This is a genomic window from Mesorhizobium sp. M1217, assembly GCF_040318275.1.
GTDB lineage: Bacteria > Pseudomonadota > Alphaproteobacteria > Rhizobiales > Rhizobiaceae > Mesorhizobium.
Genome location: NZ_JAMYMA010000002.1, coordinates 395020 through 411073 on the forward strand (window position 1 = coordinate 395020; position 16054 = coordinate 411073).

Sequence of the window (16054 nt, forward strand, 5' to 3'; positions counted from 1 at the left end):
TCACCTCTCCCTGCGGCTGATCAGCACCCGGGCCGCCAGCACGATGATCAGGATGGCGCCATTGGCGGCAACCTGCCAGTCGGGCGGAATGTGCATGAACGTCAGCAGTGGCGATGCGGCCAGCGCCAGCGTCAACGCGCCGATGACGGCGCCGATCGGCGACACCCGGCCGCCGACGAACTCACCGCCGCCGAGGATGACGCCGGCGATCGAAAGCAACGTGTAGCCATTGCCGATATTGGCGTCGGCCGAGGTGGTGATGCCGATCAGCGCCATGCCGGACAAAACGCCGAACAGGCCGGTCAGCGCAAACAGCGCGATTTTGGTGCGGAGCAGCGACCAGCCGGCGCGCTTGAGCGCGGCTGAATTGCCGCCCGATCCACGCAGGATGACGCCATAGGAGGTGCGCATCAGGCCATAGTGGACGACGGCTGCGATCAGCAATGCCGCGATGATCGGGAACGGAATGAAGGGCGGCTTGAAGGCCATCAGTGACAGCAGCCAGTCCGGCGCCTTGCCGCCGGGCTTGGGCAGGATGAGGATGGCCAAGCCCTGCCAGACGAAGCTCATGCCGAGCGTCACCACGATCGAGGGCAGGTTGCGCAGATGGATCAGCGCGCCGAGCAGCGCGTAGACGCCGATCGACCCGAGCAGGATGACGACGCCGAGCAGTGGGGCGTCCTTCAGCCATGTCGCCGTGACGCAGCCGACGAAGCCGACAAAGGTGCCGATCGACAGATCGAGCTCGTTGCCGGCGATGACGAACATCTGCGCGATCGTCGCCAGCGCGATCGGGATCGCCAGATTGAGCATCAGGCTGAAGCCGAAATAGCTGATGGCGCGCGGGTTGAGCCAGGCAATAGCGATGAGCACCAGCGCCAGCGACAGTGCCGGCAGCAGGCTGCGCAGCATGCGCGCCCGCCTCGTGGCGCGAGCCGAAGATTTTAGCCCATTCTCGATGGATACCGCTGTCATCTCAGGCCGCGTCGCCAAACGAGGACTGGATGATCTTTTCCTCCGTCAGTTCGTCGCGACGAAGGTTGGCGACGATCCGGCCGTTCTTGAACACATAGATGTGGTCGCAATTGTCGAGCTCTTCGGTTTCGGTGGTGTACCAGAGGAATGTGCGGCCATGGCGAGCCTCTTCGCGCACGAGGTCGTAGACTTCGAGCTTGGTGCCGATGTCGACGCCGCGCATCGGATCGTCCATCAGCACGATCTTGGCGTCGGAGCCGAGCGCCCGCGCGAACAAGGCCTTCTGCTGGTTGCCGCCGGACAGCGAGAAGATGTTGTTGTTCATATCGGGCGTGCGGATGCCGATTTTCCGCTGCCACAGCTGGGCGAGCTCGGCTTCGCGCTGCGGTGAGATCAAGAGGCCGTTGCGCAATCGCGCCAGCGAGCGGATGCCGATGTTCTCGGCGATCGACCATTGCGGAAAAATCCCGTCCGACTGGCGGTCGCCGGCAACCAGCGCCACCGGAGCGGTGACCTCTATGCCGGTCTTGGCGCGGGAAGCCGCGGCGAAGATCGCCAGCAAAAGGTCGGTCTGGCCATGCCCGGCAAGCCCGGCAAGGCCGATGATCTCACCGGCACGGGCGATGAGCTCGTTGCCATCTTGCTGTCGCGCCGGCCGCGCCCGGACCCGCAGCGGACCGGGCTCCGGCTTGCCGCTCGCAATCTCTGCGGCGGCCTTCTCGCGCGCCTCCGCTCCGCCCATCGCCGTCACCAGCCTGTCGCGGTCGAATTGATCGGCCTGTCCGGCGGCGACCACCTTGCCGTCGCGCATCACCACGATGCGGTCGGCATTTCCGAGCACCTCGCCCAGCACATGCGAGATCAGGATGCAGCTCTTGCCGGCGGCGATGAAGCGGCGCACGAACGCCAGCAGCTGGCCGGCCGTATGCGCATCGAGCGAGGATGTCGGCTCGTCGAGGATGACCAGTTCGAGCGGCTCCTGGGTGACCGTGAAGGCGCGCGCCACCTCCACCATCTGCCGGCTGGTGATGGCGAGATCACCGACGATGTCGGATGCCGAGATGCTGTGGCCGGGGAAGATCTCGTCGAGCTTGGCCGCGATCAGATCGGCCGCCTTGCGCCGCCAGCCGAAGCCATTAAGCGAGGCGTGGTTGATCCGCGTATTCTCGGCGACGCTGAGGTTCGGGCAGAGCGACAGTTCCTGGAAAACGCACCGTATGCCGAGCTGCTGTGCGCGCGGCACCGAATAACTTGCCTCGACGCCGCCGCGGACCGCGATCTGCCCGCTGTCGGGGGTAAGCGTGCCGGCCACCATATGCATGAGCGTCGACTTTCCGGCGCCGTTATGGCCGACGAGACCGACGCATTCTCCGGCACGAACGCTGAAATCGACACCGTCGAGCGCCCTGACGGCACCGAAATGTTTTTCGGCGCCGCCCAGTCTTATGATGTCCATACTGACGGCACCGAAATGTTTTTCGGCGCCGTCAGGCCTGATGATGTCTGCACTGGCCTCGGGCATCCCTCAACGATACCCGGTTATCTGTGGCGGCAACAATAGTGCCATGCTCACTTGATGTTGGCCTTGATCGCCGCGACGGCGTCTTCCTGCGTGTATTCGTGGCTGGCGACGCCGCCCTTCGGAATCTTCGGCAACGCTGCCTCGAAATCGTCCTGTGTGAAGGCGAGATAAGGAACCAGCAGGTCGTGCGGCACGTCGGTGCGGCCGTCGAGCACTTGCTGCGCCACCCAGAAGGCAAGCGTCGATACGCCTGGCGCGATCGAAGCCGACCAGGTCTGGTAACCGTCCTTTTCCTTCTGCTCTTTCCACCATTGCAACTCGTCCTGGCGATTGCCCATGATGATGGTCGGGCGCGGCTTGCCGGCGGCGGCAAAGGCCTGCGCCGCGCCGTAGCCGTCACCGCCCTGGTCGACGACACCGACCACATCCGGCAGCGACGGCAGGATCGTCGCTACGGCCTTCTGTGCCGTGGTCTGGTCCCAGTCGCCGGTCACCGAGCCGACGATCTTGAACTCGGGATGGGCGGCGACACCTTCGAGGATGCCGGCATGGATGGCATCGTCGATCGAAGTGCCGGCAAGGCCACGGATTTCCAGCAGATTGCCACCCTTGGGCTGGAACTTGGCCATCTGCTCGACTTCCTGCTTGCCCATGTCCTTGAAGTCGACGACGACGCGGTAGGCGCAGGGTTCGGTGACGATGCCATCGAAGGAGACGACGACAATGCCGGCGTCGCAGGCCTGCTTGATGGCGCCGTTGAGGGCATCCGGAGATGCCGCGTTGATGACGATCGCGTCATAGCCCTGCAGGATCAGGTTCTGCACCTGGGCTGCCTGCGTCGGCACTTCCTTGTCGGCCGTCGTGAAGACGTCGGCGGCGCCGACCACCTTGTCGGCGACTGCCTTCTTGGTGACGATGCCGTAGCTGTCCAGCATCGCCTGCCGCCACGAATTGCCGGCGTAATTGTTGGAGAAAGCGATCTTCTTGCCGCTGGTATCGGCAAGCGCGGTGCCTGCGGCAAGCATCGCTGCAAGGGCGCCCAAAACGAATATTTTCTTCATGTCATACTCCTCCCGTGAGTTGCTGTCTTACTGGTGGCTAATGGCTGGCTGGTGGCTAATGGCTGATACGCTCACAATGCTGTTTTTTATCTATTATCAGACAAATGCAGATAGCCAGCAAGCTGTCAACATCAATCCATGGCCGACGATCAACTTGCGGTGCAATCATTGAAACCGGTTCGACTCCTGGTCTAGGGATGGCGATGGAGACCGATTAAATGGCAGTGAACCTTGCCCCGGGTGCACCCGGCATTCCGGCGCGCTGGACGTCGAGCGCCAAGAGCGGCGTCGGCACCGCGCTGTCGCCGGCCTGCCCGATCTGGTTCACCATCAGCCACGGTATCCTCAACGAGATCTACTATTCCCGCCTCGACAGCGCATGCACCCGCGATCTGGGGCTGATCGTCACCGGACCCGACGGCTATTTCTCCGAAGAGAAGCGCGACGCCGAACATCGCATCGAACCCCTCGAGGACGGGGTGCCTGCCTATCGGCTGGTCAACACCGCAGCCGATGGAAGCTACCGGATCGAGAAGCGCGTCCTCACCGATCCGGAACGTCCCGTCTTGCTGCAGGAGATCATGTTCACGTCGCTCAAGGGTGCCGCCAGCGACTACCGCGTCTACGCGCTGCTGGCGCCGCACCTCGTCAATGCCGGCATGGGCAACACTGCCTGGATCGACGACCATGAAGGACAGCCTGTTCTGTTTGCATCGGGACGCGGCGTCTGCCTGGCGCTCGCCTCGTCGCGGCCGTGGAAGGCGTGCGCGGCCGGCTATGTCGGCGTCTCCGACGGCTGGCAGCAGCTTCGTCAAAGCGGCCGGCTCGATCCGGCCTGCCGCAGGGCCGAGGACGGCAATGTCGCGCTGACCGGTGAGATCGCCTTTTCGGCTGCGAACCCAAAAATGTTGCTGGCGCTGGGCTTCGGCACGACGCCGCAACAGGCGGCGGAAACTGCTTTCGCCAGCCTGAACCAAGGTTTTGGGCCCGCAGCCAGATCCTACATCGACAAATGGCGCCAATGGCAGGCCGGATTGCTGCCGCTGGACCGGCATGCGGTGTCCGCCCTCAATCCCTACCGCCTCAGCACGGCGGTGCTGGCGACACACCGCTCGTCGACCGGAGCAGCCGTGGCCAGCCTGTCGATCCCGTGGGGCTTCAACAAGGGCGACGACGATCTCGGCGGCTATCACCTGGTCTGGCCGCGCGATCTGGTCGAAACCGCCGGCGGATTCCTCGCCGCCGGCGACCCGGCGGAAGCCTTGCGCATCCTTGGCTATCTGCGCTCGATCCAGCAGCCGGACGGCCATTGGCCGCAGAACGCCTGGCTCGACGGGTCGGTCTATTGGCCGGGCATCCAGATGGACGAGTGCGCCTTTCCGCTGCTGCTCGCCGACGCGCTGCGCCGCGCCGGGCATTTGCCGCCTGCGGTACTCTCCTCCTTCATGCCGATGATCGAGCGCGCTGCCGCCTATGTCGTACGCAACGGCCCCGTCACCGGCGAGGACCGCTGGGAGGAAGACGCCGGCTACAGCCCGTTCACGCTTGCCGTCGAGATCGCCGCGCTGCTTGCGGCTGCGGACATGTTCGATGCCGCCGGCAAAACAGAGCCGGCAAACTATCTGCGCGAAACCGCCGATATCTGGAACGATCAGATCGAGCGCTGGACCTACGTCGCCGGCACCGCCGCATGCGACGAAGCCGGCGTCGAAGGCTACTATGTCCGCATCGCCCCGCCCGACACCGCCGGCGCCGCATCGCCGAAGGACGGCTTTGTGCCGATCAAGAACCGCCCGCCCGGTGATGCGGACCGCCCAGCCGAAGCGATCGTCAGCCCGGATGCGCTGGCGCTGGTCCGCTTCGGCCTGAGGGCAGCCGACGATCCGCGCATCCTCGACACGGTCAAGGTCATCGACGCGCAATTACGCTGCGAACTGCCGCAGGGGCCGCTCTGGTACCGCTACAATGGCGACGGCTATGGCGAGCATGCCGACGGCGCACCCTTCGATGGAACCGGCCAGGGCCGGCCCTGGCCGCTGCTGGTCGGCGAGCGCGCCCATTACGAGCTGGCGGCAGGGCGCAGGGACAGTGCGGCACGCCTGCTCGCCACGTTTGAGGGCTCCGCCGGGCCGGGCGGCCTGCTGCCGGAGCAGGTCTGGGACGGTCCCGACATGCCGGAGCGCGAATTGCGGCATGGCGGCCCCTCCGGCAGCGCCAAGCCGCTGGTCTGGGCGCATTCCGAGCACATCAAGCTGCTGCGTTCGCTGCGCGACGGCGCCGTGTTCGACATGCCGCCGCAAGGCGTCAAGCGCTATATCGAGGGCAGGACGGTGTCGTGCCTCAGGGCATGGCGCTTCAACCACATGATCCGTACCGTCCCGGCAGGCAAGGCGCTGCGCATCGAACTTCTGGCCCGGGCGGTGGTTCATTGGAGCAGCGACAATTGGGCAACCGTCCATGACACCGAGACCGCCGCGAACCTTTTCGGTATCCATCTCGCAGAGTTGCCGGTTGCCGACGCCGCTCCGGGCAATAGCATTGTCTTCACATTCTTCTGGTCCGATGCCGGCCGTTGGGAGAATGCTGACTTTTCTGTCGGCATCGGCGATACCGCACAGCCACTAGATCATCGATCCCTCAAGTAAGGCAGGACGAGACCATGCAGATAGGAATGATGGGACTGGGCCGGATGGGCGCCAACATGGTTCGGCGCCTGTTGCGCGATGGCCACGAATGCGTCGTCTACGACATTAACCCGGCGAGCGTCGCGGCGCTTGTGACCGCCGGCGCGGTCGGAGCCGCCTCGATGGAGGAGTTCGTCGGCAAGCTGACCAAGCCGCGCAGCGCCTGGCTGATGCTGCCGGCGGCGATCACCGGCCGGATCGTCGACCAGGTGGCCGCCCTGATGGAGCCGGGCGACATCATCATCGACGGCGGCAATTCCTATTATCATGAGGCCGTCGACCACGCCGCGCGCCTGGCCTTGAAAGGCTTGAGCTATGTCGATGTCGGCACCAGCGGCGGCGTCTGGGGCCTCGAGCGCGGCTACTGCCTGATGATCGGCGGCCCCGACAGCGCGGTGCAGCATCTCGATCCGATTTTCGCAACGCTGGCGCCGGGCGCCGACGCCGCTTCGCCCGCCCCTGCCAAGGACGCCGGAACCGCTCCCTTCGGCTATCTCCACTGCGGACCGAGCGGCGCCGGCCATTTCGTCAAGATGGTCCATAACGGCATCGAATACGGCGTCATGGCCGCCTATGCCGAGGGCATGAACATCCTGAAGTCGGCGAACGCCGGCAAGCGGCAGCGCACCGCCGACGCCGAAACCAGTCCACTCGAGAACCCGCAATATTACCAGTTCGACATCGACATCGCTGAGGTGGCAGAGGTCTGGCGGCACGGCAGCGTCATCGGCTCGTGGCTGCTCGACCTGACGGCCGGCGTGCTGAAGGCCGATTCGTCGCTGACACAGTTCGGCGGGCGGGTCTCGGATTCCGGCGAAGGCCGCTGGACGCTGAAGGCGGCGATCGACACCGGCGTGCCGGCGCCGGTGCTGTCGTCGGCGCTGTTCGACAGGTTCTCCTCGCAAGGCGAGTCCGAATTCGCCGACAAGCTTCTGTCCGCCATGCGCTATGCCTTTGGCGGCCATGTCGAAAAACCCAAGGCCGGCTCGTGACGGGCGACAGGGAGGCACACCCATGAGCCAGGAACGATCGGACACGCTGGTGCTTTTCGGCGCCACCGGCGATCTCGCCCACAAGAAGATCTTCCCCGCCCTCTACGCCATGGTGGCCAAGGGAACGCTGAACGAGCCGGTGATCGGCGTCGCCTTCGATCCGTGGGATATCGCCAAGCTGCAGGCGCGCGCCCGCGACGGCATCGTCAACGCCATCGGCAGCATCGACGAGAAGATCTTCGCAAGGCTCGCGACGCTGCTGCGCTATGTCAGCGGCGACTACCGGGCGCCTGCGACCTTCGATAAACTGAAGACCGCGCTCGGCAGCGCACAGCGGCCGCTGCACTATCTGGCGGTGCCGCCCGCCATGTTCGAGGTCGTCGTCCAGGGACTGGAGCAGTCGGGCGCCGCCCAGGGCGCACGCCTGATGGTGGAAAAGCCGTTCGGCCATGATCTGCAATCGGCGCGCTGGCTGAACCGGGTACTGCATCTGGTCTTCGACGAAAAGTCGATCTTCCGCATCGACCATTATCTCGGCAAGGAGGCGATCCAGAACCTGCTCTATTTCCGCTTCGCCAATTCCTTCCTCGAGCCGATCTGGAACCGCAACTTCGTCGAGAGCGTGCAGATCACCATGGCCGAGGATTTCGGTGTCGAGGGCCGCGGCCGCTTCTATGACGAGGTCGGCTGCATCCGCGACGTCATCGAAAACCATCTGCTCAACATCCTCTTGCTGCTCGCCATGGAGCCGCCGGTCGGCCGCTCGGCCGACGATCTGATCGACGAGAAGGTGCAGGTGCTGCGGGCGATCCGGACGCTGACCAGGGACGATGTCGTGCGCGGCCAGTTCGACGGCTATCTCAACGAGCCGGGCGTGGCGCCGAACTCGCCGGTCGAGACCTTCGCGGCGGTGCGCTTTTTCGTCGATACCTGGCGCTGGCAAGATGTGCCGTTCTTCATCCGCGCCGGCAAATCCCTGCCGGTGCACGCCACCGAGGTCATCGTGCGGCTGAAACGGCCGCCGCTCGACGTCTTCGATCCAATCAAGCCCGGCGACTGCAATCACGTGCGCTTCCGCATCGATCCGCAGGTGGCGATCTCGATCGGAGCCCGGCGCAAGGCGCCCGGCGACGACATGGTCGGCGAGCAGGTCGAGCTCACCGCGCTCGACGATTCGAAGGGCGACATGCCGCCTTACGAGCGGTTGATCGGCGACGCTATGAACGGCAACGGCCAGCTGTTCACCCGCCAGGACGCCAGCGAGCTCGCCTGGCGCATCGTCGGCCCGGTGCTCGGCGACACCACGGCGCCCGCGATCTACGCGCCAAAGACCTGGGGGCCGACCGAAGCGATGACTGGATTCGGCCCGCCGAACGGCTGGATCAATCCATCGAAATGATTTCTGGGAGGCGAAAGCGATGGCCAAAGCGGTGAAGCGACCGGCACCCGACGCCGAAAAGATCGTGCTTGCGATCGATATCGGCGGCTCGCACGTCAAGATCCGCACCAGCGCCGGCGGCGACGAGCGCAAGACCGCTTCCGGACCGGAGCTGACGCCGCAGCAGATGGTCGCGGCGGTGAAGACGCTGGCCGAAGGGCTGCAATACGATGTCGTCTCGATGGGCTATCCGGGTCCGGTGCACCACAACCGGCCGCTCACCGAACCCGCCAATCTCGGCAAGGGCTGGGTCGGCTGCGATTTCGCCGCTGAGTTCGGCAAACCGGTGAAGGTCGTCAACGATGCGCTGATGCAGGCCGTCGGCAGCTATGAAGGCGGCCGCATGCTGTTCCTCGGCCTCGGAACCGGCCTCGGGGCCGCGATGATCGTCGACAACGTCGCCCAACCGATGGAGCTTGCCCATCTTCCCTACAAGAAGCGCGGCAGTTTCGAAGACTATGTCGGCGAACGCGGCCTGCAAAAGCGCGGCAAGAAGAAATGGCGCAAACACGTCTTTGACGTGGTCGACCGGCTTCGCGCCGCCATGCAGCCGGATTACGTGGTCATCGGCGGCGGCAATGTCGAGGAACTCGCCGACTTGCCCGCCGATTGCAGACGCGGCGACAATACACGCGCCTTCGAGGGCGGATTTCGACTGTGGCGCGACAAATCCCTGATTATCTGATATTGCTGATTGTCTGATATTATCGAGCACCGGCTCAGGGTTGTTAATCCCGCGCTGCCGTTAGTATTATTATTCAAAATAATGTGTGACGTGGTGCGGCGTCATTGCATTGCGCAGATTTGCCGACTAGGAATTTCTGCGACCCCCACGGACGGAGAAATAGATTGACCGACGACAACAACAACGCTCGCAAAGACATCGACCTGCTTGAGCTGACCGCCCATATCGTGTCCGCATATGTCGAGAAGAACCGCTTGCCGGCTTCCGGCCTCGGCGATCTCATCGCCAGCGTCAGCGCTTCCATAGGCGGGCTCGGGCAACCGGCAGTGCCGGTCGCCGCGCCGCTGACGCCTGCCGTCAATCCCAAGAAATCGGTGACGCCGGACTACATCATCTGTCTCGAGGACGGCAAGAAGTTCAAATCCTTGAAGCGCCATATCGGCGTCCATTTCGGGCTGACGCCCGACGCCTATCGCGCCAAATGGGGCCTGCCGTCCGACTACCCGATGGTCGCCCCCAACTACGCGGCCTCGCGTTCGCAGCTGGCCAAGGCAATCGGTCTCGGCCGCAAGGCCGCCCCGCCCGCGCCCGTCAAGGGCAGGGGCAGGAAGGCCAAGGCGACGGCCTAAAGCGTTCGGAGCAGGTCCGGTCGCTCCGCCAGCGGCAACGCCCGGCGGAGCGGAAATTGTTGATCCAGGCCGGATTTTTGCGCGCGCCCTGCGCTGAACTGCGCTAAAGGCTCTCTTGGCCGGACCAGCGCCCATCGTGGAAGTGCCCCGCCGGCCGACATCGCCGCCACGGGGCCTGATCCATGACCACAGAATCCCAAGTACCGCCTGACCAGCGTTATGCCGCCTTTCGCCATCGGCCGTTCCTGAGCTACTGGGCGGCGCGCTTCCTCTCGACATTCTCCACCCAGATCGTGTCGGTCGCCGTCGGCTGGCAGATCTACGATCTGACCCGCGACCCGTTCGACCTTGGGCTTGTCGGCATCGTCCAGTTCCTGCCTTCGCTGCTGCTGGTGCTGGTCACTGGCGACGTTGCCGACCGTTTTGGACGCCGCCTGATCATGGCGCTGGCGGTGCTGGTCGAGGCGGGCTGCGCTTTGGCGCTTCTGTTGCTGACGCTGCGCGGCCTCTCCGGGCCGATGCCGGTCTTCATCGTGCTCGCCATGTTCGGCATCGCGCGCGCCTTCTTCGGGCCGGCCTCGTCATCATTGTTCGCCAATCTGGTGCCGCCCGAGGATTTCGCCAACGCCATCGCCTGGAACTCGTCCGCCTGGCAGACGGCAACCATCGTCGGGCCGGTCGCCGGCGGTCTGCTCTACGGGCTTTCGGCCGAAGCCGCCTACACCACCGCGGCCGCGCTGATGCTCATCGCCGCCGTGCTGATCTTCACCATCCCGAAGCCCGCCCAGCGCAGCCGGACCGACAGACCGACGGTACGGACCCTGTTCGCCGGCTTCGGCTATATCTGGAGCGAAAAGATCGTGCTAGGCGCGATTTCGCTCGATCTGTTCGCGGTGCTCCTGTCCGGCGCCTCGGCGCTGCTGCCGGTCTATGCGCGCGATATCCTCGAACTCGGCCCATGGGGGCTCGGCCTGTTGCGCTCGGCGCCCGGCGTCGGCGCCATCTGCGTCGCCATCTGGCTGGCCGGACACCCGATCCGCAACCATGCCGGCCTTGTCATGCTCGGCTTCGTTGCGCTGTTCGGCGCGTTCACCGTCTTGTTCGGCCTCTCGACCATCACCTGGGTGTCGATCGCAGCCCTTGCCCTGCTCGGCGCCACCGACATGTTCAGCGTCTATATCCGCGAGACGCTGATCCAGCTGTGGACGCCGGACGACGTTCGCGGCCGCGTCAACGCCGTCAACCAGGTGTTTGTCGGCGCCTCCAATGAGCTCGGCGAATTCCGCGCCGGCACCATGGCCGCGCTGATCGGCACGGTTCCGGCCGTGGTGGTCGGCGGCGTCGGCGCGATCGCTGTCGCCGGTCTATGGGCGGTGCTGTTCCCACAGCTGCGCAAGGTGCGTCATCTCAGGGGGCGAAACTAAAGCGCGACGCGCTTTAGTTCGTTTGTTTGTGCATGTCGTTTTCCCAAAACCGCTGCACACTTTTGGGCGACATGCACCGACTTCACCGCAGCGCCGGCTTGCCAAAAATCATGGGCAGGAACTCGCCGAGCCAGCGCTTGAGGTGCATGTCCCAGATCAGCCGGCCACCGAGATGGTCGCGGCCGGGCTGCGCGCCGGGCAATTCGAAGCGATGGGCGCCGCGCACCACCCAGCGCTGCATCATCGCCCGGGTCAATCCATGGAACTGGATGCCCCAGGCATTGTCGCCATAGCGGAAGGCCTGGTTGGGATAGGTTTCGGCCGTCGCCAAAAGTGTTGCGTCCTTCGGCAGCGAAAAGCCCTCACGATGGAACTGATAGACCATCTCCGGCCAATGCATCAGCCTGCTGCCTGCTTCAGTCGCCTTTAGCGGATACCAGCCGATTTCGACGAGGCCCTCGCCATGGCCCTCGACCCTGCCGCCGAGATGCTTGACCAGCATTTGCGCGCCGAGGCAGATGCCAAGCAGCGGCCGGTTCTCGTTGAGTGGAATTTTGAGCCAGTCGGTCTCGCGGCGGACGAACTCGTCGCCGTCATTGGCGCTCATCGGCCCGCCGAACACCACGGCGCCGGCATGGCCATCCAGCGTCTGCGGCAAGGCCTCGCCGAGCGGCGGGCGGCGGATGTCGAGATCGAAGCCTTCCTCGATAAGCATATGGCCGACCCGTCCCGCGCTCGAATGCTCCTGATGCAGCACGATCAGGATCTTTGGTCTCGGGCTTGGCTTGGGCGGCATTGGAAGGCGGGATCCTGTTCTATTCGTCGCTTGACGTTCCGGCAGCACCAGGAGCCGCGGCCGCCGCCTTGAGGCGCGCCTCGACGCGGTCGCGGCGTTCGACGCCGATCAGCTCGGCGACCCGCCAGACGGTATTGTCCTCGAGTTCGTGCAGCTCGCCATCGGCATAGACGATCTCCCACATCAGGCCGATAAAGGCCTTTCGCGCCTCGGCGTCGAGATGGCGCTTGAGCACGCTGGTAAAGGCGTAAAGGTCGATCGCCTCATTGTCGGCCCGCTCGCCGGCAGCCGCCAACGCATCGAGTTCGTCGCCGCTGATAGAATAGCTTTCCGCCAGCACCTTCTTGAACCGTTCCCATTCGGTATCCTGGCGCACGCCGTCGGCGTTCATCACGTGGAAAAGGAGGGCGGATGCGGCAACGCGCGGATCGTCGGCGCTGGCGCTGGCGCCACTACCGGACGGCAGGTCCCTTAGAAACGACAGAACGCGTTCGAACATCAAATCATTCCCAATAAGACCGGGTCCACTCGACCCGGATCAGAACAAACGAAACCGGCGCGTCGATTTACCCGCCTCGTCGTCGGGGTCGACGCCGGGGTCGTCGGGCAGCCGCGTCAACTCCTGCGCCGGCTCGACGGCTTCGGCATCGTCCGGCACCGCGGCAAACGCCGCCGCGGCGACCGGTGTCACATGATCCTCGCCGGCACGGTTTTCGGTCTTTGCTTCGGTCGCGGTGCCCGGTGTCTCGGCAGCAACCGCTGTGTGCTCGATCGCCTCGGCTGTTTCCTGTACCGGCTTGGCTGAAGCCGCAATTGCCGGCACCGATGCCTCCTGCGTATCCTCATCGCTGTCGATCAACTGGCCGAGCCGCTCCATCGGCGCTCGCCATTCGAATGCATCGAGCCTGCCGGTGATCGGCGATACCGGAGCCCAGCGGTCGGAGACGACGCCGTCGGCGACCCAGGCCGGGTCGCGCGGCGCTCTCACCGCCTTCGACAGCAACTGCCGCACCTTGCCCTGGTCGCCGGTCTCGGCCTCCTCGATATCGGCCAGCAGCAGATAGGCGCCTTCGCGGCGATCGATGCGGATGGCGGCTTCGGCCTCGCGGCGGGCGGTTGAAAAGTCCTGCGCATCGAGCGCGGCGCGCGCCACGGCAAGCGAGGCCTCGGCATGGTTCTTCTTCAGGTCCTGCAGCTTCTTTGCCCGGTTCAGCCGGTCGAGCACGGCATCGCCGGGCCTGGCATGGGTGTAGAGCTCGGCGATCTCCGGGTGCGGCTCGGCCTTCCACGCCGCCTCGAGGATTTTCGAGCCCTTGCGCACGTCGTTCAGCCGAAACAGCAATTTCGCCGCGGCGACCGCCGCCGGCGCGAAATCCGGCCGCAGCCGGTTGGCTTCGAGAGCCGCCGTCCGGGCGGCATTGGCATCGCTGTCGATCAGCGCCTGCGCCTTGGCGGTCAGCAGCACAGCGCGGCGCCGGTTAGCGGCGTCGCGCTCGATCTGCCGCGTTGACTTCTGGGCGTCGACAAGTTTCAGCGCACCATCCCAGTCGCCACGCCCGGTCAGATCTTCCAGCGTCGATTCGGCCGCCCAGGCCAGCTGCGGCGCCACCGCCGCCGCACGGCCGGCATAGTGGCGGGCTGCGTTGCGGTCGCCGAGCCGCTCGGCTTCGAGATACAGTCCGCGCAGGCCGAGCAGCCGCATTTCGGGATCGTCGAGCATGGTCTCGAACTTTTCGCGGGCGCCCTCATGGTCGCCTTCGAGCAGCGAGGCCTGCGCGTCGAGCAGCTGGATCAGCGGCTCCTGGTCGGAGCGGATCAGCTTTGCCGCTTCCTTGGTCTTCTTGCGGGCGAGCGCGCCGTCACCGGCGCCGGCGGCGATCATGCCGGTCGACAGCGCCTGATAGCCGCGGTCGCGGCGCCGCACGCGGAAATAGCGCGAGATCGTATAGGGGCTGTTCCACAGCGCCTTGACCAGCCACCAGACGATCATCACCGCTGCAACCACGGCAACGATCGCCACCGCCGCGACCATCAGGCTGACCTGGTATTGATAGCCATTGAAGGTGACGAGCATTTCACCCGGCCGGTCGGCCAGCCAGGCGAACCCGAGCCCGAGCGCAAAGACGACGGCAAGGAAGGCGAGGATGCGGATCATCGGGTTCCTCACGCCTTCATCGCGCCAGCGATGAGCGAATCGATCTGCGTCTCGACCTCCATCCGCGCTTTCAGTTTGCCGGCAAAGTCGGCGCCGGCGGCCTTGGCCGCTTCAGGCAGCGTTTCGTATTCGCTGAGCGCCTTGGCGTAGTCGCCCTGATTGACGGCGACCTCCATGCGGGCGACGGTTTCCGGGGCGCCGGCGCCCTCGACCGCACCGATCGGCCTGACCTTGACCAGCGATTCGGCGCTCGACAGCAGCTTTTGCAGGATGCCGGCATTCTGGTCGACAGGCGTCGCGGCAGCGACCATGGCGTTGGCGGTGGCGTCCGCTTCGGCGGCGATCTCGGCGCGCGTTGGGACGCCCTTTTCGGCATAGGCGCGCAGCGTCGCGATCTCGGGTGCATCGGGTGAGATCGCGGCAAAGGTTTCGAGTTCGGTCGCGAACGGCGCACCGCGGTCGAGCGCTGCCTTGAGCGCCGAGGCGGCAATGGCCAGCGCGATCTTCGGCTGCGAAGCCTGTGCATCGACCTTGCCCGAGAGCTGTGAAACCGACTGTTCCAGCGCCGCAAGCCGGCCTTCCTGCGCCTTTGCCGTCTCGCCGGCCGATTTCACCAGCGCGTCGAGCGCGGCCAGCCTTTCGTTGAGCGGCCCGAGATCGACCGGCGCCGTGCCGCCGGCCTTGCCGAGGCCCGCGACCGCCGTCTCGATCTGCCGGACCTTGTCGCCAAGTGCGGCCAGCCCGGCATTGTCGCCGGCGCCGCCTTGCTCGACCGCCGATTTGAGCGCCGTGACGTCCGCCCTGACCTGATCCAGCGCCGACGACAGCCCGTCCACCTTGGCTGATGCGTCATTGTTGGCGTCGGCCTGTCTGAGGTCCGCGACCTCGCGTTTCAGCGAAGCGATCTCACTATTGACGGGGTCGAGCGACACGCCGCCCGACCCCGGCGCCCCGAGCAGGCCGGCAAATTGCAGCCCGCCGGCGGCGGCCAGCGCGATGACGCCGCCGACAATACCGGCGGCGATGCCGTTGATGCCGCTCCGCTTCGGCTGCGCTGCCATATGGTCGTCCCTCGTCTCAGCTGTCTTCTCGCCGGAACCTGGTATCCTCGGTTCGTTGGCCCCGGTTCCGCTGGGTGCATCTTCGAAACTGTAGTCGGAAGCCGTGAAGCGACCGGCCGGCGCATCCGAGCCGGCGGGATAAGGGGTTTCCGCTTCCCGGGAAGCATCGGCGCCGGCGTCCGCCGGCTCTCCCGTGCCGGCCCGCCCGGCAGCGTCGGCATGTTCCCATGGCTCGAGATCGGTCTGGTCGGCATGCACCGGCTCCTCAGGCGGCTCCGGCTGCGATGCGTTCGCCGCTTCCTCGGCCCGCGCCTCGTAGGTCTGCGCCGCGGCCGGCTGCTGCGAGCTGGCATCCTGTTCGTCGGCGACTCGCGAGACGGCGCCGGGCTCGAGATCGATGGTCACCGGCTCACGGCGGCTCTTGGAATGCCGCATCTTCGGCGTCTTGACCATGCTCGGGCTCCGCAAAATTCGCTTCGGGATGGTTTGAAGGGTCTAGCACATCACCAAGCGGTGAAAAGGGGCGGCGTGATGACGCCACGGCTTGGAGTTCAGTTTTGGCAAAACGCCGCAGCGGTTTTGGGAGATACCATGCGGGACCAGAAACAAAAAACCCGCCTCGGCGGCGGGTC

Annotated in this window: 13 protein-coding genes; 6 read left to right on the forward strand and 7 right to left on the reverse strand. The window is 65.4% G+C overall.

What is annotated here, in order from left to right:
* From NKH37_RS04635 to NKH37_RS04645, 3 genes are all read right to left on the reverse strand, one after another.
* Positions 1-975 (reverse strand): ABC transporter permease, encoded by a 975-nt coding sequence (locus NKH37_RS04635; RefSeq protein ID WP_353004019.1) that lies wholly within the window; start codon positions 973-975, stop codon positions 1-3.
* A gap of 1 nt (position 976) precedes the next feature.
* The gene (locus NKH37_RS04640) at positions 977-2431 is read right to left on the reverse strand and encodes a sugar ABC transporter ATP-binding protein (protein ID WP_352961968.1); all 1455 of its coding nucleotides are present in this window, start codon (positions 2429-2431) and stop codon (positions 977-979) included.
* A 113-nt stretch (positions 2432-2544) separates the two neighbouring features.
* The gene (locus NKH37_RS04645) at positions 2545-3558 is read right to left on the reverse strand and encodes an ABC transporter substrate-binding protein (RefSeq protein ID WP_023721363.1); all 1014 of its coding nucleotides are present in this window, start codon (positions 3556-3558) and stop codon (positions 2545-2547) included.
* Positions 3559-3776: 218 nt separating this feature from the next.
* Between NKH37_RS04645 and NKH37_RS04650 the strand changes: the two genes are divergently transcribed.
* The 6 genes from NKH37_RS04650 (at position 3777) to NKH37_RS04675 (ending at position 11410) form a co-directional block, all read left to right on the forward strand.
* Entirely contained in the window at positions 3777-6203 is a 2427-nt protein-coding gene (locus tag NKH37_RS04650; protein WP_353040818.1) for a glucan 1,4-alpha-glucosidase, read from the forward strand.
* A gap of 14 nt (positions 6204-6217) precedes the next feature.
* Entirely contained in the window at positions 6218-7234 is a 1017-nt protein-coding gene (gnd, locus tag NKH37_RS04655; RefSeq protein WP_023721366.1) for a phosphogluconate dehydrogenase (NAD(+)-dependent, decarboxylating), read from the forward strand.
* A gap of 22 nt (positions 7235-7256) precedes the next feature.
* Positions 7257-8633, forward strand: a complete 1377-nt coding sequence (gene zwf, locus NKH37_RS04660) for a glucose-6-phosphate dehydrogenase (RefSeq protein WP_352857119.1) — start codon at positions 7257-7259, stop codon at positions 8631-8633.
* Between the two features lie 19 nt (positions 8634-8652).
* Positions 8653-9357 carry an ROK family protein gene (locus NKH37_RS04665; RefSeq protein WP_023721368.1) on the forward strand — a complete coding sequence of 235 codons (705 nt, stop codon included), beginning with the start codon at positions 8653-8655 and terminating at the stop codon, positions 9355-9357.
* 164 nt (positions 9358-9521) lie between these two features.
* Entirely contained in the window at positions 9522-9986 is a 465-nt protein-coding gene (locus NKH37_RS04670; protein ID WP_023721369.1) for a Ros/MucR family transcriptional regulator, read from the forward strand.
* A 182-nt stretch (positions 9987-10168) separates the two neighbouring features.
* Positions 10169-11410, forward strand: a complete 1242-nt coding sequence (locus tag NKH37_RS04675) for an MFS transporter (RefSeq protein WP_023721370.1) — start codon at positions 10169-10171, stop codon at positions 11408-11410.
* Between the two features lie 82 nt (positions 11411-11492).
* Here NKH37_RS04675 and NKH37_RS04680 read toward each other — a convergent pair whose 3' ends face one another.
* Genes NKH37_RS04680 through NKH37_RS04695 form a run of 4 tightly spaced genes read right to left on the reverse strand, consistent with a single transcriptional unit; the run spans position 11493 to position 15875 of the window.
* Entirely contained in the window at positions 11493-12206 is a 714-nt protein-coding gene (locus tag NKH37_RS04680) for a glutamine amidotransferase (protein ID WP_353040820.1), read from the reverse strand.
* A 19-nt stretch (positions 12207-12225) separates the two neighbouring features.
* Complete coding sequence (locus NKH37_RS04685) at positions 12226-12705, reverse strand: tellurite resistance TerB family protein (RefSeq protein ID WP_352481012.1); 480 nt, start codon at positions 12703-12705, stop codon at positions 12226-12228.
* 39 nt (positions 12706-12744) lie between these two features.
* On the reverse strand, positions 12745-14361 hold the full coding sequence (locus tag NKH37_RS04690) for a heme biosynthesis protein HemY (protein WP_352845309.1): 1617 nt from the start codon (positions 14359-14361) through the stop codon (positions 12745-12747).
* Between the two features lie 8 nt (positions 14362-14369).
* On the reverse strand, positions 14370-15875 hold the full coding sequence (locus tag NKH37_RS04695) for a COG4223 family protein (RefSeq protein ID WP_353004024.1): 1506 nt from the start codon (positions 15873-15875) through the stop codon (positions 14370-14372).
* Positions 15876-16054 lie beyond the last annotated feature (179 nt).

What these genes read in the sequence shown, in the direction of transcription:
- NKH37_RS04650 (WP_353040818.1), top strand. Translation starts at nt 3,777, where the DNA reads ATGGCAGTGAACCTTGCCCCGGGTGCACCCGGCATTCCGGCGCGCTGG.
- NKH37_RS04685 (WP_352481012.1), bottom strand. Translation starts at nt 12,705, where the DNA reads ATGTTCGAACGCGTTCTGTCGTTTCTAAGGGACCTGCCGTCCGGTAGT.
- gnd (WP_023721366.1), top strand. Translation starts at nt 6,218, where the DNA reads ATGCAGATAGGAATGATGGGACTGGGCCGGATGGGCGCCAACATGGTT.
- NKH37_RS04665 (WP_023721368.1), top strand. Translation starts at nt 8,653, where the DNA reads ATGGCCAAAGCGGTGAAGCGACCGGCACCCGACGCCGAAAAGATCGTG.
- NKH37_RS04680 (WP_353040820.1), bottom strand. Translation starts at nt 12,206, where the DNA reads ATGCCGCCCAAGCCAAGCCCGAGACCAAAGATCCTGATCGTGCTGCAT.
- NKH37_RS04695 (WP_353004024.1), bottom strand. Translation starts at nt 15,875, where the DNA reads ATGGTCAAGACGCCGAAGATGCGGCATTCCAAGAGCCGCCGTGAGCCG.
- NKH37_RS04675 (WP_023721370.1), top strand. Translation starts at nt 10,169, where the DNA reads ATGACCACAGAATCCCAAGTACCGCCTGACCAGCGTTATGCCGCCTTT.
- NKH37_RS04690 (WP_352845309.1), bottom strand. Translation starts at nt 14,361, where the DNA reads ATGATCCGCATCCTCGCCTTCCTTGCCGTCGTCTTTGCGCTCGGGCTC.
- zwf (WP_352857119.1), top strand. Translation starts at nt 7,257, where the DNA reads ATGAGCCAGGAACGATCGGACACGCTGGTGCTTTTCGGCGCCACCGGC.
- NKH37_RS04640 (WP_352961968.1), bottom strand. Translation starts at nt 2,431, where the DNA reads ATGGACATCATAAGACTGGGCGGCGCCGAAAAACATTTCGGTGCCGTC.
- NKH37_RS04645 (WP_023721363.1), bottom strand. Translation starts at nt 3,558, where the DNA reads ATGAAGAAAATATTCGTTTTGGGCGCCCTTGCAGCGATGCTTGCCGCA.
- NKH37_RS04635 (WP_353004019.1), bottom strand. Translation starts at nt 975, where the DNA reads ATGACAGCGGTATCCATCGAGAATGGGCTAAAATCTTCGGCTCGCGCC.